This is a genomic window from Brevibacterium daeguense, from assembly GCF_021729135.1.
GTDB lineage: Bacteria > Actinomycetota > Actinomycetes > Actinomycetales > Brevibacteriaceae > Brevibacterium > Brevibacterium daeguense.
In genome coordinates, this window is record NZ_JAJTWW010000013.1 from 13,248 (window position 1) to 33,225 (window position 19,978).

At 68.9% G+C, this 19,978-nt stretch carries 18 protein-coding genes and 1 riboswitch; of the genes, 10 read left to right on the forward strand and 8 right to left on the reverse strand.

The features are described 5' to 3' along the window. The first annotated feature begins 145 nt into the window (after positions 1 to 145). Genes LXN01_RS11080 through LXN01_RS11090 form a run of 3 tightly spaced genes read left to right on the forward strand, consistent with a single transcriptional unit; the run spans position 146 to position 4,083 of the window. Entirely contained in the window at positions 146 to 1,066 is a 921-nt protein-coding gene (locus tag LXN01_RS11080; RefSeq protein WP_236865110.1) for a cyclase family protein, read from the forward strand. Then, positions 1,066 to 2,301 (forward strand): Zn-dependent hydrolase, encoded by a 1,236-nt coding sequence (locus LXN01_RS11085; protein ID WP_236865112.1) that lies wholly within the window; start codon positions 1,066 to 1,068, stop codon positions 2,299 to 2,301. Before LXN01_RS11080 ends, LXN01_RS11085 begins: the two co-directional genes overlap by 1 nt. A gap of 60 nt (positions 2,302 to 2,361) precedes the next feature. Then, positions 2,362 to 4,083 carry a long-chain-fatty-acid--CoA ligase gene (locus LXN01_RS11090; RefSeq protein WP_236865114.1) on the forward strand — a complete coding sequence of 574 codons (1,722 nt, stop codon included), beginning with the start codon at positions 2,362 to 2,364 and terminating at the stop codon, positions 4,081 to 4,083. A gap of 171 nt (positions 4,084 to 4,254) precedes the next feature. On the opposite strand, the gene LXN01_RS11095 is transcribed toward LXN01_RS11090, so the two are convergent. Further along, entirely contained in the window at positions 4,255 to 4,689 is a 435-nt protein-coding gene (locus LXN01_RS11095; protein ID WP_236865120.1) for a DoxX family protein, read from the reverse strand. 299 nt (positions 4,690 to 4,988) lie between these two features. Between LXN01_RS11095 and LXN01_RS11100 the strand changes: the two genes are divergently transcribed. Both LXN01_RS11100 and LXN01_RS11105 read left to right on the forward strand, forming a co-directional pair. Beyond that, positions 4,989 to 6,074, forward strand: a complete 1,086-nt coding sequence (locus LXN01_RS11100) for a phosphotransferase family protein (protein ID WP_236865121.1) — start codon at positions 4,989 to 4,991, stop codon at positions 6,072 to 6,074. Positions 6,075 to 6,247: 173 nt separating this feature from the next. After that, a complete protein-coding gene (locus LXN01_RS11105; RefSeq protein WP_236865122.1) occupies positions 6,248 to 8,041 on the forward strand; it encodes a class I adenylate-forming enzyme family protein in 1,794 nt (597 codons plus the stop codon). A gap of 72 nt (positions 8,042 to 8,113) precedes the next feature. On the opposite strand, the gene LXN01_RS11110 is transcribed toward LXN01_RS11105, so the two are convergent. Genes LXN01_RS11110 through LXN01_RS11120 form a run of 3 tightly spaced genes read right to left on the reverse strand, consistent with a single transcriptional unit; the run spans position 8,114 to position 9,997 of the window. After that, positions 8,114 to 8,968, reverse strand: coding sequence for a GAF and ANTAR domain-containing protein (locus LXN01_RS11110; RefSeq protein WP_236865123.1), 855 nt, complete (start codon positions 8,966 to 8,968; stop codon positions 8,114 to 8,116). Positions 8,969 to 8,976: 8 nt separating this feature from the next. Next, positions 8,977 to 9,282 (reverse strand): hypothetical protein, encoded by a 306-nt coding sequence (locus tag LXN01_RS11115; protein ID WP_236865124.1) that lies wholly within the window; start codon positions 9,280 to 9,282, stop codon positions 8,977 to 8,979. After that, entirely contained in the window at positions 9,269 to 9,997 is a 729-nt protein-coding gene (locus LXN01_RS11120; protein WP_236865126.1) for a GAF and ANTAR domain-containing protein, read from the reverse strand. Before LXN01_RS11120 ends, LXN01_RS11115 begins: the two co-directional genes overlap by 14 nt. Before the next feature lie 355 nt (positions 9,998 to 10,352). On the opposite strand from LXN01_RS11120, the gene LXN01_RS11125 reads away from it, so the two are divergent. Beyond that, on the forward strand, positions 10,353 to 11,063 hold the full coding sequence (locus LXN01_RS11125) for an MOSC domain-containing protein (protein ID WP_236865129.1): 711 nt from the start codon (positions 10,353 to 10,355) through the stop codon (positions 11,061 to 11,063). Positions 11,064 to 11,165: 102 nt separating this feature from the next. Here LXN01_RS11125 and LXN01_RS11130 read toward each other — a convergent pair whose 3' ends face one another. Beyond that, entirely contained in the window at positions 11,166 to 12,221 is a 1,056-nt protein-coding gene (locus LXN01_RS11130; protein WP_236865131.1) for an aminotransferase class V-fold PLP-dependent enzyme, read from the reverse strand. An 88-nt stretch (positions 12,222 to 12,309) separates the two neighbouring features. After that, positions 12,310 to 12,376: riboswitch (guanidine-III (ykkC-III) riboswitch) on the forward strand. 10 nt (positions 12,377 to 12,386) lie between these two features. On the opposite strand from LXN01_RS11130, the gene LXN01_RS11135 reads away from it, so the two are divergent. The 3 genes from LXN01_RS11135 to LXN01_RS11145 all read left to right on the forward strand — a co-directional run bounded on the left by LXN01_RS11135 (position 12,387) and on the right by LXN01_RS11145 (position 13,840). Further along, a complete protein-coding gene (locus LXN01_RS11135; protein ID WP_236865136.1) occupies positions 12,387 to 12,701 on the forward strand; it encodes a DMT family transporter in 315 nt (104 codons plus the stop codon). Continuing rightward, a complete protein-coding gene (locus tag LXN01_RS11140) occupies positions 12,702 to 13,130 on the forward strand; it encodes a DMT family transporter (protein ID WP_236865138.1) in 429 nt (142 codons plus the stop codon). Between the two features lie 140 nt (positions 13,131 to 13,270). After that, positions 13,271 to 13,840 (forward strand): NADPH-dependent FMN reductase, encoded by a 570-nt coding sequence (locus LXN01_RS11145; protein WP_236865140.1) that lies wholly within the window; start codon positions 13,271 to 13,273, stop codon positions 13,838 to 13,840. 80 nt (positions 13,841 to 13,920) lie between these two features. Here LXN01_RS11145 and LXN01_RS11150 read toward each other — a convergent pair whose 3' ends face one another. The 3 genes from LXN01_RS11150 to LXN01_RS11160 form a co-directional block, all read right to left on the reverse strand. Beyond that, positions 13,921 to 15,372, reverse strand: coding sequence for an MFS transporter (locus LXN01_RS11150; protein WP_236865142.1), 1,452 nt, complete (start codon positions 15,370 to 15,372; stop codon positions 13,921 to 13,923). Between the two features lie 276 nt (positions 15,373 to 15,648). Next, on the reverse strand, positions 15,649 to 16,902 hold the full coding sequence (locus tag LXN01_RS11155; protein ID WP_236865144.1) for a M20 family metallo-hydrolase: 1,254 nt from the start codon (positions 16,900 to 16,902) through the stop codon (positions 15,649 to 15,651). After that, positions 16,899 to 17,528 (reverse strand): MarR family winged helix-turn-helix transcriptional regulator, encoded by a 630-nt coding sequence (locus tag LXN01_RS11160; RefSeq protein WP_236865146.1) that lies wholly within the window; start codon positions 17,526 to 17,528, stop codon positions 16,899 to 16,901. Before LXN01_RS11160 ends, LXN01_RS11155 begins: the two co-directional genes overlap by 4 nt. Positions 17,529 to 17,605: 77 nt before the next feature. Between LXN01_RS11160 and LXN01_RS11165 the strand changes: the two genes are divergently transcribed. Beyond that, positions 17,606 to 19,924 carry an MMPL family transporter gene (locus tag LXN01_RS11165; protein WP_236865148.1) on the forward strand — a complete coding sequence of 773 codons (2,319 nt, stop codon included), beginning with the start codon at positions 17,606 to 17,608 and terminating at the stop codon, positions 19,922 to 19,924. The last annotated feature ends 54 nt before the right edge of the window (positions 19,925 to 19,978 follow it).

The window sequence follows — 19,978 nt, forward strand, 5'->3', positions numbered from 1 at the left end:
GCATGACCGAGAATCGCAAAGCCCCTCCCCGCAGAACGCGGATCCGAGTCTCCCCGGCAGGACGGTTCAGGCGGTACATTCGGAAGCAGCACGATCTTCCGGACGACAACTTCAGACGGCCCGCAGCATCAGACGGAGGGAAGCCATGTCTCACCAATTCACCGTCGCGAAGAGCCCCTGGGGCCCCGATGACGAGATGGGGGCCCTGAACCTCATCACGCCGGAGTCGCGGGCGGCCATCATGTCCCGCGTCGACGGGTCGCGCACCTTCGACCTGTCGACAGAGTATTTCGTGGGCATGCCGACCTGGAGCGCGCTGGGCGATCCGTCGTACCAGATCTACAAGACCCACGATCCCGCAGGCGACGTGGTGTCCAACCCGGCAGGCCTCGACGACGAGGCGAACCGGCTGACCAGCTATACCGGCGATGCGATCTCGCTGTACACCCACAGCGGCACCCATATCGATGCGCTCAATCACTTCGGCTGCCACGGCGAGATCTTCAACGGCTACCACGCCGACGAGCATGTCGGTAACCGCACCTGGGACAAGTGCGGCGTCGACACGATCCCGCCGGTCATCGCCCGCGGCATCATGTTCGACATCGCGGCCCTCAAGGGAGTGGACCAGCTCCCTCCCTCCTACGGCGTTGGGCCGGAGGACCTGGAGGCAGCCGCCGAACGTCAAGGCGTGACCGTGCAGGAGGGCGACGTTGTCGTCGTCCGCACCGGCCGCTACCGCGAGTGGCCGGACGTCGAGGCGTTCCTCACCGATGAGCCGGGCCTCAACCTGGAGGGCGCCACGTGGCTGGCCGAGCGGGGCGCGATGATCGTCGGCGCCGACAACGTCGCGCTGGAGCAGCTGCCCTCCGAGAGCGACCAGACGTGGTGCCCGGTCCACCTGTACCTGTTCAATGAGCGAGGCATCCCGATCATCGAGGTGGTCAACTGCGAGGAGCTGTCGGCGGAGCAGGTCTACGAGTTCGCGTTCATTGGCCTGCACCTGAAGCTGCGCGGGGCCTCCGCCTCACCCATCCGCTGCATCGCGATGGCGCTGCGGGACTGATGAGCATGCTGGAGCCGAATCACGAACGCCTGCAGAACACCCTCACGGTGCTGTCCGATGCGGACGTGGGCGGCACGCCTGGTGGCGGCGTGTCCCGGCCCGCCGCCTCGGACGCTGACAAGTCCGTACGGGATTGCTTCGTGCGGATCACCCAGGGCCTCGGCCTTCAGGTGAGAGTGGACGACATCGGCAACATCTACGCCCGCCGTGCCGGCACTGACGACTCCGCCGAGCCGGTCGTCATCGGGTCCCATCTCGACACCGTGGTGCCCGGCGGTCGCTTCGACGGCATCCTCGGAGTCGCGGTGGCCCTGGAGACAGTGGCGCTGCTCAATGACTCCGGCATCGAGACCACCCGGCCGATCGAAGTCGTGAACTGGACCGGCGAGGAGGGCGCCCGCTTCCCACCCGCGATGCTCGGCTCCGGGGTGGTCACGGGCAAGTGGAGCGCCGAATACGCTCAGTCCCGCGTCGACGCCGAGGGCCTGCGCCTGGGCGACGAGCTGTCGCGCATCGGCTACCTGGGCGAGCAGTCCAATCGGCTGACCGCCTTTCACGCGTCGCTGGAAGCTCACATCGAGCAGGGCAAGCACCTGGAAGAGGCTGGGGCGGACATCGGGATCGTCTCCCTGATCGAGCCGGTCCGCTGGTGCACGATCACCGTGACCGGCCGGGGCGGCCACGCGGGAGGGTCGGGGCCGCGCCAGCGGGCCGAGGCGATCGTCGCCGCCGGCCGGATGGTCGCGACGGCTCGCGACCTGTCGCTGGACGCGGATGACTTCACGACCACGGTCGGGACGATGAAGGTGGAGCCGGGCTCCAACAACGTCATCCCGCACCGAGTCGAGTTCAACCTCGACATCCGCAGCTCAGATGACGACACGATCGCCCGGCGGCTGACCGAGGTGACGGACCGATTCGGGCAGATCGGCCGCGAGGAGGGCGTGGAGGTGCAGGTCGAGCCGTACTGGGAGATGACGGGGCCGGAGTTCGCCGGCGAGATCCGCGGCCTCCTGCGCCGGGTGGCCGACGAGCGTGCCGTCAAGTGGGAGGAGCTGCGCGGGGTCATCGGCCACGACAGCCTCCATCTGTCGTCGATGGGTCCAGCGGCAATGCTGTTCACGCAGACGACGAACGGGCTCTCGCACTGCGAGGAGGAGTCGGCCCCATGGGAGTCGGTGCTCGCCACGGCCGGCGTCTACGCGAATGCCGTCCTCGGGCTCGCGAACTCCTGACCCCCGCCCCCGCGCCGTAGACTGACCCCGACAGGTCCTCAGCGTCGAAAGGCCCCGCCCATGGAAACGTGGAACACCGAACTCACTCCGCTGTCCTTCCTGCGCCGCTCCGCGGACGTCTTCCCGGACACGCGCGCGGTCGTCTACGGCGACCAGGCGATGACGTACCGCGAGTTCGCGGAGGCGGTCGAGCAGCGGGCGCACGCCCTGCGCGCCGCGGGAATCCAGGCGGGAGACCGGGTCGCCTACCTCATGCCCAACCTGCCCGAGATGCTCATCGCCCAGTTCGCGGTTCCGCTGGCCGGCGCAGTGCTCGTGTCGATCAACACCCGGCTGGCGCCTGAGGAGGTGCGCCACATCTGCGACCACAGCCAGGCGAAGCTCCTGGTCGTGGACTCCGCCCTGTGGCCATCGGTGGCGCCCGTCGCCGAGGCGCTCGAGACTGTCGAGAGCATCGTCCCGGTCGCCGATCCCGTCATCGCGGGCCCGGACACCTCAGCTCCCGGAGCACCGGAACCGGTCGCGGCACCCGGAGCCGAGGCGCCCTCCGCTGGCGCTGCCGAGGCGCCCGCCCCGTCCTCCCCCGGTGCCGGTCCCGCCGTGGTGACTTTCGACGATTTCCTCGCGGGCGCCTCGGCGGATGCGGACGAGCTCGTGTGGGCGGTCGAGGACGAGAACGCGACGATCACCATCAACTACACCTCGGGCACCACGGGCCAGCCGAAGGGCGTGATGTACACGCATCGCGGCGCCTATCTCAACGCGCTCAGCGAGATCTTCCACTCCGGCTTCGGTCACGACAGCGTGTACCTGTGGACTCTGCCGATGTTCCACTGCAACGGCTGGTGCACCGGATGGGCGCTCGCGGCGGCCAGCGGCACCCAGGTGTGCCTGCGCGAGGTCCGGGCGGATGTCATCTGGGACCTTTTCGACCGTCACGGGGTGACCCACCTGAACGGCGCTCCGACCGTGATGACCACCCTGGTCAACGCCCCGGAGGCGCACAAGCTCGATCCCGTGGTCACCGCCACAGTCGCCGGCGCCCCGCCGAGTCCGACGATCATCTGGCAGCTGGAGGAGATGGGCTTCCGGATCGTCCATGTCTACGGACTCACGGAGAGCTATGGGCCCTATACCGTCTGCGAGTGGCAGCAGGAGTGGGACGGCTACGAGGAGAAGTCCCGCGCTCGCCTGCTCGCGCGGCAGGGCGTCGGCATGCTCACGGCCGATCCCGTGCGGGTGGTCAAGGTCGACTCCGAGGACGAGCTGGTCGACGTGCCCGCCGACGGGAAGACGATGGGCGAGGTCGTCATGCGCGGAAACAACGTGATGAAGGGCTACTTCCGTGACGAAGCGGCGACCGAGAAGGCGTTCCGGGGCGGCTGGTTCCACACCGGCGACCTCGGGGTGATGCACCCGGACGGCTACATCGAGCTGCGCGACCGGGCCAAGGACATCATCGTCTCCGGCGGCGAGAACATCTCCACCGTCGAGGTGGAGCAGGCGATCATCTCCCACCCGGCGGTGCTCGAGGTCGCCGTCATCGGCGTGCCGGACGAGAAGTGGGGCGAGCGGCCCAAGGCCTACACCGTGCTGCGCGAGGGGCAGGAGCTGACGAAGGACGAGCTCGTCGAGCACGTCCGGTCGCAGCTGGCGGGCTACAAGACGCCGCGCGACATCGAGTTCGTCGTCGAACTGCCCAAGACCTCGACCGGCAAGATCCAGAAGTTCGAGCTGCGCGAGCGGGAGTGGGGCGAGAAGCAGTCCCGCATCCAGGGGTGAGCCGATCGCCCGGATGCGGGCGTCGTCACCGTGGACTGCGCGAGTTCGCCGGCGGCGCGAAGCCGTCTTCGCGGTGAATGTGATCGTCCTCGGCCGCATGCGCAGCCGAGGACGATCAATGCCGCCCCGCTCCGCCGGAATCGCAGGGCTCCGGCGGAGCGTGAGAACGCGTCAGGCCAGGAGCCGGGCCTTCGACTCGCGATTGCCGAACAGCACCTGGTCGACCGACACCCGGCCCGGGCCGACGAGCGCCAGCGCCAGTGCCGCGGCGCCCAGAATCAGCACGAGCTCGATGCCGTTGTTGGCGACGAACACTCCCGCAGGCAGGTGCACGAGGAGCAGAGCGCCGAACATGGTCAGCGCCAGCAGCAGGGCGACCGGCCGCGTGAGGATTCCCAGGATCAGGGCAATGCCGCCGACGAGTTCCAGGACCGCGACCGCCGGAGCGGCAGCACCGGCCAGCGGGATCCCCATCTCGACGAAGGACGCCTGGGTCCCCGCGATGGTCCATTCGGTGAACTTCTGCCAGCCGTGGGCTACGAAGAGGAAGCCGAGCGCCATCCGGAGGATCGCGCGGGCTGCGGTGTTGAGTGAAGAGCTGTTCATAGTTGATTCCTTCCCGCCGTGCGGCGGTGAGCGATAGCGAGTCGTTGACAGTGTGTGGAAATCGAGACGTCACAACCGTAAACCCTAATAGTTGAAGCGTCAACTATGTCGGTCTGGCTGAGAGACCGGCGCGCTCTCGCCGGGTTGTGAGGACTCGTGGGCGGAGCGCCTTTTCGTCCGGATCATGGTCGTGGGTGGTCGGACGGCGGGCTGGTGGCTCACACTGGATCTGCCGAGTGAATGCTCGGCAGGCTTGAACAGCAATTCGGTGGAGAAGCAGCATGTCGATGGAGATGAGTATGAGCGTGACCCCTCAGGCAGCACCTGAGATCGTTGCCAGTGCCGCGGACGTTCCGGACGGTGCGATGCCGCCGCTGCTCGTCCTCGACGTCGTCACCGGCTTCCTCGATGAGCACGGGATCGGCACGGGCCGGATCGAGGCGCAGCGGATCGGCGACGGGCAGTCGAACATCACCTACCGCATCAGGCGGGAGGGGGCGGATGTGGTGCTCCGCCGGGGACCGCGCCCGCCGCTGCCGCGCTCCGCCCACAACATGGTGCGCGAGGCGCGGGTGCAGCAGGCCGTCGCCGCCCACGACGTTCCCGTGCCCGAGGTGCTCGCGATCTGCGAGGACGAGTCGCTGCTGGGCGTGCCCTTCTATGTGATGAACTTCCTGACCGGCGATGTCATCACGGATGAGGAGCCGGCCCGCCTGGCCAACCCGGCTTCGCGCCGGCAGCTCGGTGAGAACATGGTCGACGCGCTGCTGTCCCTGCACAGCATCGACGTCTCCTCCGGCCCGCTGTCCGAACTCGGCAGGCCCTCCGGCTACCTGGAGCGGCAGGTCCGGACCTTCAGCTCGCTGTGGGGCGTCAACAGCCGGCGGGAGATCCCCGAGGTCGGCGAGCTCGCCGAACGCCTCGGCGCCCGGGTGCCCACCACCCAGCGGCACTCGGTGGTCCACGGCGACTACCGCCTCGGCAACCTCATGATCGCCGCGAGCGGGACCCCCGAGGTCAGCGCGATCCTCGACTGGGAGATGGCCACCCTGGGCGACCCGCTGGCGGACCTGGGATACCTGGTCGCGACCTACTCGGACCGAGGCGCCCCCGACTCCGTCATGGATCTGTCGCCGGTCACCCGGCTGGAGGGGTACCCGACGGCCGACGAGCTCGCGGAGCGCTACGGCGCGACCTCGACCCTCGACCTCGGCGACCTGCCCTGGTACAAGGCGCTGGCACTGTGGAAGGCGGCCATCTTCTGCGAGGCCATGTACACCCGGTATCTCGCCGGCGAACGGCCCGGCGACACCTTCGCGCCGAAGCTCGAAACCGGCGTCCCCGAGCTGCTGCACCGAGCACTCGCCGCGCTCGACGAGGGGTGAGCCCGGACCGGGCACTCGCCGTGCTTGCCGCGCTCGAGAAGGGGTGAGCCCGGACCGAGCGATAGCCTGGTCCCACAGCCGTGCGCCGGCTCCGTGGTCCGCGTGACTGCGTACGCTGGACAGCTGCGGACCCCGACAGACATCGTCGTCCACTCGACCGCGAAGGAGCGGAGATGACAGCGTCAGAGAAGATACCGACCACTTACCCGTCCGGGACCGCCCACCCCGGTTCAGCCTCCCGGCAGGCCGTTCCGGACAGGGTGTGGGCGCAGCTGTACCCGGCCGGCATCACCAATCACCCGCCCGAGGTGCCCGGCAGCCTGGTCGAGGCGTGGCGGGCTCGGGTGACGGCCGGTCCGGACGCGCCGTGCATCCGCTACTTCGACACCACGCTGTCGGCGGCCGCGGTCGATGCTGCTTCCGATGCGCTCGCCTGCGGCCTGCAGGCACGCGGGGTGGGGAAGAGCGACGTGGTCGGCGTGTACCTGCAGAACATCCCGCAGTTCGCGCTGGCCATGCTCGCGCTGTGGAAGATCGGCGGGACGGTGCTCATCCTCAACCCGATGTACCGGAATGACGAGCTCCGCCGGCTGATCGACGACTCCGGCGCCGTCGGATTCATCTGCCTGGACCGGGAACTGGCCGAGGCGTCCCGAACTCTGCAGGGCAGCTCGGTGAGCTGGATCCTCACGACCAGCGATCTCGACTTCCAGACCGAGGACGACGAGCGGATCTTCGCCGGGGTGGACCGGGTGCCGGTGGGCGAGGGCGGTGAGCCGGCGGACGGCTCTGACCACGCGAGGAGCGGTGAGCCGGCGGGCGCCTCCGGTGCGGCGGACGTCGCCGACCTCCTGACCGTGATCGAGGACAACGAGGGGCGGACTCCCGCACCCGTCGAGGTCGGCCCGGAGGACGGTGCCCTGCTGACGTACACCTCGGGCACCACCGGCACCCCGAAGGGCGCGATCAACACCCACCGCAACGTGCTGTCCGTGGCCGTGAACTTCAACCGCTGGCAGGGGATCGGCGAGGAGGACGTGGTGCTGGCGGTGGCGCCGCTGTTCCACATCACCGGTGCGGTCGCCTCGGCGGCTGCCACCCTGATGTCCCCGGCGGCGCTGGTGTTCATCAACCGGGTGCAGCCGGAGGTGCTCCTCGACAGCTTCAACCGGCACCGGGTGACGGTGACCGTCGGTGCGATCACCGTATTCAACGCCCTGCTCGCCCTCGACCGGGGCGATGCGAAGGACCTGCGCACGGTGCGCTGGCTGTACTCCGGCGGGGCGCCCATCCCGCCGTCCACCGTGGAGCGGTTCGAGCAGCGGTTCGGTCACTATATCCACAACATCTACGGGATGACGGAGACCGCCTCGGCGGTGATCGCGGTCCCACCGGGTCTGCGCGCGCCCGTCGACGAGGCCAGTGGCACCCTGTCGATCGGGGTGCCCACGCCGGGCCTGGACGCCCGTGTGATCACGCCCGACGGGACCGAGGCGTCGGCCGGGCAGGAGGGCGAGCTGCAGATGCGCGGGCCCCAGATCATGCCCGAATACCTGGGCAAGCCGGAGGAGACCGCGCAGGTGCTGTCGGACGACGGCTGGCTCAGCAGCGGTGATGTCGCGATCATCGATGCGCAGGGCTGGGTGTACCTCGTCGATCGGCTCAAGGACCAGATCAACGCGTCCGGGTTCAAGGTGTGGCCCCGCGAGGTCGAGGACGTGCTCTATCAGCATCCCGATGTGCACGAGGTCGCCGTCGTCGGCGAGCCGGACGAGTACCGGGGGGAGACGGTGGCGGCCTACATCTCGCTGCGAGCAGGCGCCTCGGCGACGGCCGATGAGCTGCAGGCGTTCGCCAAGGATCGGCTGGCGGCGTACAAGTATCCGCGGCGCATCCGCCTCATCGACGACCTGCCCAAGACCCAGACCGGCAAGATCAAGCGGCGGGAGCTGCGCGACCGGCGTTGAGTCGGGTTGTGAGGGTGCTCGCTGGCGAGGCGCGGCGCTCGCTGGCGAGGCGCGCCGCCTCCTGGCGAGGTGCTATGTGCCGAGCCCGGGCGGCTCTGTGGCAGGCCCGGACTGCTCGGCGACCGGCCCGGACTGCTGGATAACCGCTGCTCCGGCGCCACTGTTCAGCCCGGCGATGATCCCGGCGGCGAGGTCGTGCATGCGCACTTTCCGCTTGCGCGCAGTCGTGATCAGTGCGTGGAATGCCTCGTCCTGCGTGCACGCGTTCTGCCCCATGATGATGCCGAGGGCCAGCGTGACCGCGGCGCGCGACTGCAGCGCCGCGGCCATATCCGGGTCGGTGCTGCTGCGGCCGGACAGGCGGGCGGCGATCCGCAGAGCAAAGGTGGCGGCCTGGATCCGCTCCGTCACTGCTTCGAGAAGAACCCAATCGTAGGAGTACGGCTGGGTGAAGTACACGTTGAGGCAGGCTTTGGTCTCGCCGGGCAGCTCGAAGGGCACGGCGAGAACGGACCCGACCTTCTGCGCCACGGCAGTGCGGTTGAAGGTGAGCCACCGCTCCTCGGACGCAAGATCGGGAAGGCCGACGACCACTTGATCACGAACCGCTTTCACGCACGGTCCCTCGCCGGTGAGGAACTGCGCCTCGTCGAGCGTGTGCGCCTGTTCGTGGCTGAACGCGACGGTGACCGGTCGTCGATCGCGCACCACGGCCAGGCTGCACCAGGCCCGGGCAGCACCTTCCGAGAGGTCGGTGCTCAGGAGGCGGGTGAAGCGCGTGGCCACCTCGGTGAGGTCGTCGGCATCGAGCAGCAGCTCGATGACCCAGGCATCGGGGCCGCCCAGGACTCCGGATTCCGAGTGCGGGTTTTCGTGCCCCTCGCAGTCAGCCGCATCATCGGCGGGTCGAGAGAATCGGGAGTCCATGGTCTGCCTCAGCTCTCGGTGTCCTCGGTGCGATCGCATCGGTACTCCGCCAGCGCCTCGGACGGGGAGTCCCGGTACGGTGCCCGAGGCGGAGGCGGCATCTCGTCGACGAGCTCATTCGCGGCGTGGGCCAGCATGTCCCGCTCGAGTCCTGGCAGCGAGATCGCTCCCCGGACATATGCTTCCACCTCGGTCTCACCCACTGTTCCCCCGATGCTGAAGTACCGCAGCCAGAGAGCGCCGATGCTGATCCGCGAGCGATCGATCGCCAGGGCGAGCCGACGTGCCTGCTCGTTCTCATCAAGCTCCTTCATCAGCGCCTTCCTCGGGCTTGAGAGCGCCGACGAGGTCACGCGCCACCTCTGCGACCGGACGCCGCTGCCGGCGGGAGGCCTCGAGCAGCCATGACTGCGCCTCCGCCGCGCTCATCCCGCGCGTGATGAGGACGCCTTTGGCCATGTTCGTCAGGTCGCGGATTCGCAGCACTTCTGCCAGCTGGTGATTGATGCGCAGCGGGGTCTCACTGGTCTGGATGTGCGCGAGCAGTGCCGAGGCGGCCGCTGCCAACCGATTCAGGAGGCGAGTCGTCTCACCGGCGAACGCGTTCGGCTCCACCGCATAGACCTTCATTGCTCCGATGGTGTCGCGGCCATTGACGAGCGGAACGCTGACACACGACAGGACCGGCACCTCGACTGCGGCGGCCGCCCAAAGCGGCCATCGGGTTTCCGTGCGGGCGTCGACGACGTTCACGACGGAGCTCGCGGCCCATGACGTCAAGCACGGCCCTTGACCGGTCTCGTATTGAATCGCGTCGACCATCCTGACGGTGCTGTTCGTCGATCCAGTGCTGGTCGGTCTGCCGTCCCTGATCAGGGTCACGCCTGCGCCGGCTGCCTGCGGAACCAGCTCCGCGGCGACCTCGGCGAGCAGCTGAACGGCGCTCTCAGCGGTTTCGGAAGTCAGCAGCTCGCCGCGGACTCTCCCAGTGGCCTCCGCCAGTGCATTCAGTTCGAAGTCAGGTGCCATGATTCCTACAGGTTCAGGTGGGCGGCCCTGGCGAGTGCTTTCGCGGTGCCGGACAGCTGGGTCGAGTAGTTCGCTTGTGTTGATCGAAGTCTAATCTCGCGCGTTGAGCGTTACTACAGGTCGGAGCTGACTCTTGAGTGAGTATTAACCGCCTGATCGGGGATTTGAAGCCGTGGAGCGGTATGGAAGCCGTGGAGCGGTAGGAATGGCGAGCGTGCTGGATGCCGATGGCGAGGGTGCTGGATGGTGGCGTCGGGCATGTTGGATTGTGACTTCGGGCGTGCTGGATGGTGGCGTCGGGCGTACCCGACGCCGATGTCGCTGCGGCACAGCGCTCCGGTACGCTGGAAGGCCTATGACCGGAACCTCCTACAGCCCGCAGAAGGTCGAGCTCCGCGGCACTGTCGAACGCGTTCGCACCGGGACCGCGCAGCTGCGGCAGTGGTCGGGGCGCACCATCATGACCGGCGCACACAAGACGCCGCACGATGGACCGGTTCAGGCCGGAACTTACGGGCTGGACGGCGATGAGCAGGGCAATACGAAGGTCCATGGCGGGCCGGACAAGGCCATCTGCTGCTACCCGGCGGAGCACTACCCGGCGTGGGAGGCCGATGGCATCGAGATCGGCGAGGACGGATTCTTCGAGAATCTCACTCTCTCGGGCCTCCTCGAGGAGGCGGTGCACCTCGGTGACGTCTTCGAGCTCGGCTCCGCGCTGGTGCAGGTCACTCAGCCCCGCCGCCCCTGCACCACGGTGTCGGCGCGCTGGAACGTCGCCGACCTCCCGCAGCTCATGCAGACCACCGGTCGTTGCGGCTTCTACCTGCGCGTTCTCGAGCCCGGCGCGATCGCGCCGGGTGACACCATGCGGTTGAAGAGCCGGCTCTCGAATTCGTCATCGGTGGCCGAGGTCAACCGGATCATGAACGTCGACAGGTACGACCGCGAGGGGATCGAGCGAGTGCTGGAATCGCCGGAACTCCCCGAGAAATGGCGGGTCAACCTCACCCGGCGACTGGTCAGGGGAACGGTCGAGGACGATTCGGCCCGCCTCGGTCAGTAGTCCGGGGTTGCGGCCCACCGCGGTCAGCAGTCCGGGCGTGTGTCGGTCAGGTCATAATCCGCCGGTCAGCGGTCCGAGTTCGCCCGCGGCCGTGACGGCCGCCTATCGACCCCGCGGGCAGCGTTCATCCACGCCGAGGGCCCGGATCAGCGTCTCTGCGTCAGCGGCGGTGTTGTAGAGGTGGAAGCCGACCCGCACACGTCCTGCCCTGACTGCCGCGCGGATGCCGGCCGCCTCCAGTCGAGCGGCGGCGTCGACGACATCCAGTGCGACGATCGCGGAATTGGACGGCACCATGCCGACGGCCTGCCTCACCTGGTTGGCCAGGCCGACGCAGTGCTCCTCCACCGCCGCCATGTCCAACGAGGCCAGCCACGGCATCGCGATTCCTGCACCGAGGACGGTGAACCACGCCGGCGAGGTGTCGAAGCGCCGCGCGTCCGGGGCGAGATTCGTCGGGAACGCGTAGGTGTTCGACCACGCGTCCGCCGAGGAGTACCAGTTCGCCGCGTGCGGGACGAGGTGGTCGGCCAGCGGGCTGCTCACCGCCATCCACGCCGTGCCTCGTGGTGACAGCATCCATTTGTAGACCGCGCCGACGACCGCGTCGGCCCAGTGCAGGTCGAGCTCCAGCCAGCCGGCGGCCTGGGTGACGTCGAGCAGCACGAAGGTGGACCGGCCCTCGACCGAGGTGCGCAGTGCATCCAGGTCGAGCATGCGCCCGTCAGCCGACTGCACGACGCTGACCGCGACGAGGTCGAAGTCGCCGGCGCGCGCCTCGAGCTCCCCGAGCGGTAGTTCGGTGACCATCACTCCGCGGTTCGCCTGCACTGCGAAGGGGCCGGTGACGCTGGCGAATTCGCCGGGCACGGTCGCCACTCGAGTGCCGTCAGGGATCGCAGCGGCGACGAGTCCGATGAGCGCCGAGGCGCTGCCTCCCATTGCGACCGATTCCGCGGGCATGTTCACGAGGCGGGCGAACGCCTCGCGTGCTTGGGCCACCGAGGCGTCGAATTCGGGTCCCCCCAGCTCGCCCAGCTCCCAGCGCCGGAGCGCGGCGTGCAGCGCCTCCGTCTGGCGCCGAGAGGGGAGGCCGTAGGTCGCCGTGTTGAGGAAGTTCTCAGCGCCGAGGAACTCCTCATCGAACACTTCGCGCATGCCCGCAGGCTACCAGGGCAGTTCGGCCTGCCCGCCGGAAATGGTCAGTGAGGATGCCAACGCGCATCCCGATCGTTAAGATGTCCTGATGAAACCCGGCGATCGGGTTTGCGGACGAGGGAGCAGTACCCGCCAAGCGACAAGACTGACTCGAAAGGGAATGTCGTGGCGTGGTTCGTACTCGTCGTCTCCGGAATGCTCGAGGCCGTGTGGGCCTCCGCACTGTCCGCCTCGCAGGGCTTCAAGAAGATCCGGCCCACCATCGTCTTCGTGGTCGCCATGGTGGTCAGCATGCTCGGGCTGTCCTGGGCGATGACCTCCATCCCCACCGGCACGGCCTACGCCGTGTGGGTCGGCATCGGCGCGACCCTGACGGTCGTCTGGGCGATGGTCACCCGGCAGGAGAGCGCCTCGGTGGCGAAGATCGTCCTGCTCGTCCTGCTCGTCGGCTCGGTCGTGGGCCTGAAGGCGGTGAGCTGAATGCCGTGGCTCGTCCTCGTCATCAGCGCCGTGTTCGAGGCGATCTGGGCCACTGCGCTCGGATACTCCGAGAACTTCACCCGGCTCCTCCCGACGATCGTCTTCCTCATCACGGTGACCATCAGCATGCTCGGATTGGGGTGGGCCGCCAAGCACATCCCGATCGGCACGGCCTACGCGGTCTGGACGGGAATCGGGGCTGCGCTGACCGTGGGGATCGCCGTGGTGACCGGGCAGGAAGCGCTCACGGCGTGGAAGGCTGTGTTCCTCGGCGGGATCATCGTGGCGGTGATCGGACTCAAGCTGGTGCCGTCCAAGCCGGCGCAGTCCGGTCAGCCCGGTCAGCCCGGTCAGTCCGGTCAGTCCGGTCAGTCCGGGCAGTCCGCGGCGGCGCAGCCGGGTGCCAGGTCGGAGACCGGCTCGTCGTAGCCGCCTGCAGAAGTCATCTCTTCGGCCACAGGTGCCGGCGCTTGATGTCGGGCGGCGTCAGCTCGCCACTGCGGACGGGATACCTTCGAGTAGGGTGCGAATATTCCCCGCACCACGACGTCTACCGGAAGAGATGAAGGATGTCCGAGCAGTCAGCGCCGAACCGCACCAAGACCATCGTGGCCATCGGGGGAAGCACCCGGTCCGGCTCGTCGTCGGAGGTGCTCATGCTTGCCGTCGCAGAGGCGGTGGCTGAACGGACCGGAGCGCGACTGCGGACGTTCGCAGCCGAGTTCATCAGCGCGCTGCCGTTCGCGGGCACCAACTGGGGCAGCGAGACGCCGGAGCAGACGGCCTTCCTCCAGGCTGCCGGCGCCGCTGACGCCATCGTGCTCGGCACCCCTGCCTACCACGGAGGAGTCTCCGGATTGGTCAAGAACGCCCTCGATCACCTGGGCGACTTCGAGGGTTCGGGCGGCGGCCGGATCGCGCCGGTGGGTGTGGTCGTGACCGGCACGGACCCGCTGTCCGTCTTCAACACGGTGCGCGCGGCTCGGGATATCAGCGCTCGGATGCGCGGGGTGCCCACGCCGAGTGCAGTAGCCGTGCTGTCGAAGTCGGGCTACCAGGACGAGAGGGGGCGATTGCTGCCCGAGGTGCGGCAGCAGGTTGACACCGTGGTACAGGAGATCGTCGCGCTGCTGAAATAGTGCCGCACCCCGGCTCTGCGACCGCGACCCACCCGGTCGCCCGGGCATGACGTTCGGCAGCTGCTCACGCCTCTGCTCGATCAGCCCGCCGCAGCCCGCCTCCCGTGTGCTCCCAGCCTGGCCGCCAGCCAGCCGAATGCCGCGGTCAGCACCAGGGTCCCGAGAATCGTCCACCCGTAGGCGATCTGCATCGGCGCGATCTGCGCCAGCCCGGCGAACAGGGTGGACAGCACGGCAATCCCCAGGCCCAGCCCCGTCTGCTGGCCGGTGGCGACCAGTCCGCCGGTGAGGCCGGCGACATCGTCGGGCACGACGTTCATGATCACGGACACCAGCGGCCCGAGCATGAGCCCCTGTCCGCCGCCGATCAGCACCGCGGTGAATTGGAACCAGAGCACGAAGGGCGTGAGCTCGGCCAGCGCTACGACCCCCAGCCCCACCAGGCCCACTCCCTGGATCACCGAGGCGATGACGAGCACGCGGGGACCGCCGATCGCCGGTCCGCCCAAGCGCGCCACGTACCGCGGGGCGAATGCGGAGGTGATGACGAAGGCCACCGCCAGCAGCGCCGCCGCCAGCCCGGACTCGAGCGGCGTGTACCCGAATCCCAGCTGACTGAGCACCGACCAGTTGAACATGAATCCGCCGATCATCACGAACAGCAGGCAGGCCAGCGTCACCCCGATCCGCACGCCCGGCTCCCGGATGACGTGCAGCGGGAGGATCGACGGTCGCCGCGAGCGCTCGCGCGCGCGGGAGTGCACTCCCAGCAGCACGAACCCCACCGCCGAGGCGCCCAGCAGCACCGCTGTCATCACCAGCGGGTCCGCCGGGGACAGCGGCGACATGACATTGATGCTCGCCGCGTTGGTCAGCCCCGCGATGAGCAGCAGCAAGGAGGCGGCGAGGGTGATCGAGCCGCGCAGGTCGAGTCCCAGCGGTGCAGCCGAGCGCGATTCGGTGAGATACCTGGCGCCGACCCACGCGAAGAACGCAGCCACGCCCACGCTGGCGAAAGCCGCCCGCCAGCCGAACTCCTCGCCGAAGGCCGTATTGATGACCCCGCCGAGCACCTGACCGCCCACGGTGCCGGTGCCCGCGAAGACGCTGTAGAGCCCCACCGCTCGCAACCGCGATTCCCCGGTGAGGATCGCCTGGATGCTGGCCAGCACCTGCGGTGTCGTGACCGCGGCCGCGCAGCCCTGCAGCAGCCGGGCCACCACGAGGAGCTCGAGGGTCGGCGCACAGGCGGTCAGCAGCGCGGTGACGGCCAGCGCGGCCGTGCCGATCCGGAACATCCGGCGTCTGCCCCACCGGTCGCCCAGCCGACCGGAGACGATGAGCCCGGCGGCGAAGGTCGCCGAGTATGCGCCGACGACGAGTGAGGTCCGGGATTCGGGAATGGCGAGCGAGAGCTGGATGCCGGGCGCGGAGATGCTGGCCACCGCGACCGTGTAGGTCGACAGGAAGGTGACGACGTACAGCGGCCAGACGGTCGAGCTCGGGGAGGATCCTCGGAACACCTCGATCACCGACGAATTCTGCAGGGCCGAGTGCAGCTTGCGGCGCGCGGCTGCTGCTGCAGCCCCAGCCCTGTGAGGGAGGACGAATCGGTGGTCATGCCAAGCTCCTTCGCTTGCGACCGAGGGGTGTGCTCGGTGCCGGATTCAACACTCGACCGATCGAGCGTTCAGCATCTCTCCAACATAACCACACCATGGTCTGCGACGCACCGCCCACCCTCGATAACCACACCGCTGACCCGCGGCACGTTCACCTGACACGGGCCGAGTTCACCAAGCGCCGAATCAGCGGCCGGGCAGCTCCGCGCTGTCGACCGCCACGATCGAGTGCGCCAGCGCTGTCACCCCCGCGGTCACCTCGGCGTGGTCGGTCCACTCCTCGGGGCAGTGGCTGCGGCCGCCCTGCGAGGGGACGAACAGCATGACCGCGGGAACCTGCGTGGCGATGATCGCCGCGTCGTGCTCGGCCCCGCTGAACAGCGTGGTGCGGGACAGTCCCAGGCCGTCGACCGACTCGGCGCACAGGCCCATGAGGGCGCTGTCCATCGTCACCGGCTGCTGGGTGGGCAGGAACTCGAAGTCGACGTCCACTCCGCGTGAGCTCGCCTCGGTTCCGGCGGCGGCCAGGATCTCCGAGCGGGCGTAGTCGAGCCACTCGCCCTGCGGGCTGCGGAACTCGCCGGACATCTCCGCCTGCTCGGTCACCACGTTGACCGCGGTGGGCGTGAATGTCAGCGTGCCGGCGGTGCCGCGCGAACTCTCCTCCTGCGAGGCGATGCGCTCGACGGCGAGCACCGTGCCGGCCGCGGCACAGCCGGCATCCCGCCGACGGTTCATGGGCGTGGTGCCGCCGTGGTCGCGCTGCCCGCGGAACAGCGCCTTGAACCGGGACAGGCCCGTGATGCGCTCGACGAGCCCGATCTGGCTGCCGTGCTCCTCCAGGTAGGGGCCCTGCTCGATGTGGAGTTCGATGAACGCGTCGACGCGGCTGAAGTCCATTCGGGCGCCGGTGATCCGGGCGGCGTCGATCCCCGCCGCCGCCAGAGCGTCCCCGAACCGCCCGCCCTCGGCGTCGGTGAGCGCGAGCGTGTCCGCGGTGATCTGACCGACGAGGGCGCGCGAGCCCACGCAGCTGAGGCCGAACCGGTTGGGCTCCTCGCTGAAGAAGTCGACGACGAGCAGGTCGTGGTTGAGCACCGTCCCCGATTCGCGCAGGCACCGGACCACCTCGATCGCGGCGACAACGCCGACCATGCCGTCGAAGCGCCCGCCGCCCGGGACGGTGTCGGTGTGGGAGCCGACCATGATCGTGCGGCCGCCCGACCTCGGACTGGTCAGCCGACCGAGGACATTGCCGGCTGCGTCGATCGTGGTCTCCAGGCCGGCCTGGTCCATGAGCCGCTTGGCGTGGTGCCGTCCCGCGATGTCGACCTCGGTGAGAGCGACCCGGGACCAACCGGGCAGGTCCGGGTCGACGAGGGCGGCGAGGTCCTCGAGGTCGGTGCGGATTCGGTCCGAAGCGGGAGTGAGGGTGGTCATCGTGGACTCCAATCGAGATCACCGCTGCCCAGCTCCTGTGCCATATCGAGCAGGAATCGGATCACCACTTCGCGCTCGTCGGCACTCAACCGGGCGGCGGAGTGGAACCGGCGCGCGTGCTGGGCGCCCACCGTTTCCATCGCAGACTTGCGGGTCTCCTGGGTGATCCGCAGCACCTGCGCCCTGCGGTCGGTGGGGTGGGGGCTGCGCGTGAGGTGACCGCCGCGCTCCAGCCGGTCGACGAGTTTGGTCGTCGAGGCCGAAGAGATCCCCAGGTGCACCGCCAGCGCCGAGGCGGTCGCCACCTGACCCGAGTTCTCCGCGACGATGAGGAAGTGGATGGCCCGCATGTCGGTCTGGCCGAGTTTCATGTACTCCAGGGAGGCGTCCCGCAGCCGGTTCTCCGCCTCCCGCAGCTCGCCGAGCGCCTGCATCACGGCGCTGATCTGCGCGATCTCCTCCTTGGAGAAGTGCGCGCGGTCGATGAGCCGGCCGTCCGGGTCGTTCGAATCGACGTCGTAGACAGCGGGTCCGGTCGGGGGAGCAGCGTCCTGCGGTGCGGAATGGGACCCACCGGAAGAGCCGGCGGTGTCCACGGGGTCACCGACAGGATGAGCGAAGGTCATCTGCAGATTGTACCGCGGAGAAAGGATGCTAGGCTGATTGCTAGCTAAGCTAGGTATTTATCCGAAAGGTCCCTGTCATGTTCACTCGCGTGCCGCGCTGGCTGCGCATCCTGCTTCCGGCACTCCTCATCCTCGGGTGGCTGGCGGGCGCCTCGGTCGGAGGGCCACTCTTCGGACGGGTCGACGAGGTGTCCTCCAACGATCAGACCCTGTATCTGCCGGAATCGGCCGACGCCTCGGGGGTCCAGCAGAAGCTCGATGAGTTCACCGACAGCGACGCCCTGCCGGCGGTGGTGGTCTTCGTCAGCGACGAGGAGCTCACCGACAGCCAGCTGGAGGTGATCGGCGAGCGGGTCGCCGCTGCCGCGGACCTGCCCGTGGTCGTCGACGACGTCTCCCCGCCCATCCCCTCGGAGGACGGGCTGGCGGCGCAGTCGTTCGTCCCGCTCGACGCGGACGTAGACACCGGCGAGGCGGTCGAGACCCTGAGTGCCGAGCTGCGGGACGGCCTGCCCGGGGACATCACCGTCTACGTCACCGGACCGGCCGGCTTCTCCGCCGACCTGGCTGCCGGGTTCGCCGGCATCGACGGGCTGCTGCTCGCAGTGGCGCTCGCGGCGGTGTTCATCATCCTCATCATCGTCTACCGGTCCTTCCTGCTGCCGCTGGCGGTGCTGAGCACCAGCGTGTTCGCCCTGTGCGTGGCCCTGCTGACCGTGTGGTCGCTGGCCAAGGCCGGGGTCCTGCTGCTGAGCGGACAGACCCAGGGGATCCTGTTCATCCTCGTGATCGGCGCCGCCACCGACTACTCCCTCCTCTACGTCGCCAGATACCGCGAGGAACTGCGGCACACCCCGAACAAGTGGGACGCGACGGGGAAGGCGATCCGCGGATCGTTCGAGCCGATCCTTGCCTCTGGCGGCACCGTGATCGCCGGCCTGCTGTGCCTGCTGCTCAGCGACCTAAAGTCGAACTCCACCCTGGGCCCCATCGCCTCGATCGGTATCGTGTTCGCGATGCTGTCGGCGCTGACCTTCCTGCCGGCGCTGCTGTATGCGCTCGGCCGTGCGGCATTCTGGCCGCGCCGCCCGCTCTACGACCCCGAGGCGGGTGACGCCGCCGCTCCGACCCGCGGGCTGTGGGCCGGGGTGGCGCGGTTCGTGCGGCGCGCTCCTCGTGCGATCTGGATCGTGACGACGATCGTGCTGCTGGGCGGTGCCCTCGCCGCCACCCAGCTCCAGGCCAGCGGCGTTCCGCAGTCCGAGCTGGTGCTCGGCGAGTCCGAGGCGCGGGACGGCCAGGAGGCCCTCGGCGAGCACTTCCCCGGCGGGGCCGGGTCTCCGGTGTACGTCCTCGTCGATGAGGACCAGTTGCCGGATGCCGCGCAGGTCCTGTGGGACACCGGCGAGATCGAGTCCGTGACCGTCAGTGCCGAGGACTCACCGTCCGGCACCCTGCCGGTGAGCGAGGACGGCGACATCGAGCAGCCGGGATTCCCGGGTGGTGCGAGCGGGGTTGATCCGCAGGGCGCCGCTGGACCGGACGGCGCGGCTGCGCCTGAGGTGCCCGAGATCGCCCCGACCGTCGTCGACGGTCAGGTGCTGCTCCAGGGAACCCTCGCCTCGACGGCGGATTCGCTGGAGGCCGAGGAGACGGTGCGCGACCTGCGGGCCGCACTCGCAGACGTCCCCGGCGAGGCGCTGGTCGGCGGCGTGACCGCGACCGCCGTGGACACGAACGACTCCGCCATCCACGACCGGAACCTCATCATCCCGATCGTGCTCGTGGTGATCCTGCTGATCCTCATGGTGCTCCTGCGAGCGATCGTCGCGCCGGTGCTGCTGATCCTCACCACCGTGCTGTCCTTCGGCACGGCGATGGGTGTCGCGGCACTCGTGTTCAACTACATCCTCGACTTCCCGGGCGCCGATCCCGCGGTGCCGCTGTACGGGTTCGTGTTCCTCGTGGCGCTCGGCATCGACTACAACATCTTCCTCATGACGCGGGTCCGGGAGGAGTCGCTCGGCTGGGGCACTCGCGCCGGAGTGCTGCGCGGCCTGGCGATCACCGGCGGGGTGATCACCTCGGCGGGCGTGGTGCTGGCGGCGACCTTCGCGGCGCTGTCGGTCATCCCGATCCTGTTCCTCGTGCAGCTGGCATTCATCGTGGCCTTCGGCGTGCTGCTCGACACCTTCATCGTGCGTTCGCTGCTGGTGCCGGCGCTCGTGTACGACATCGGACCGAAGGTGTGGTGGCCATCGAAGCTCGGCCGCTCCGCCCGGCCGGGTGATGCGCGAGGCGCCGGCCTGACGACGGGTGTCGATCTGGCGACGGGTGGTGATGACGGCAGTGGCGCGCAGGAAGGGCCCGTGCGCCTCCTCGCACGCCGCCGCTGACCGAAGCGGCAGCGCACTCCATCCCTTGCCCACACTGAAGGCGGGACATAACTG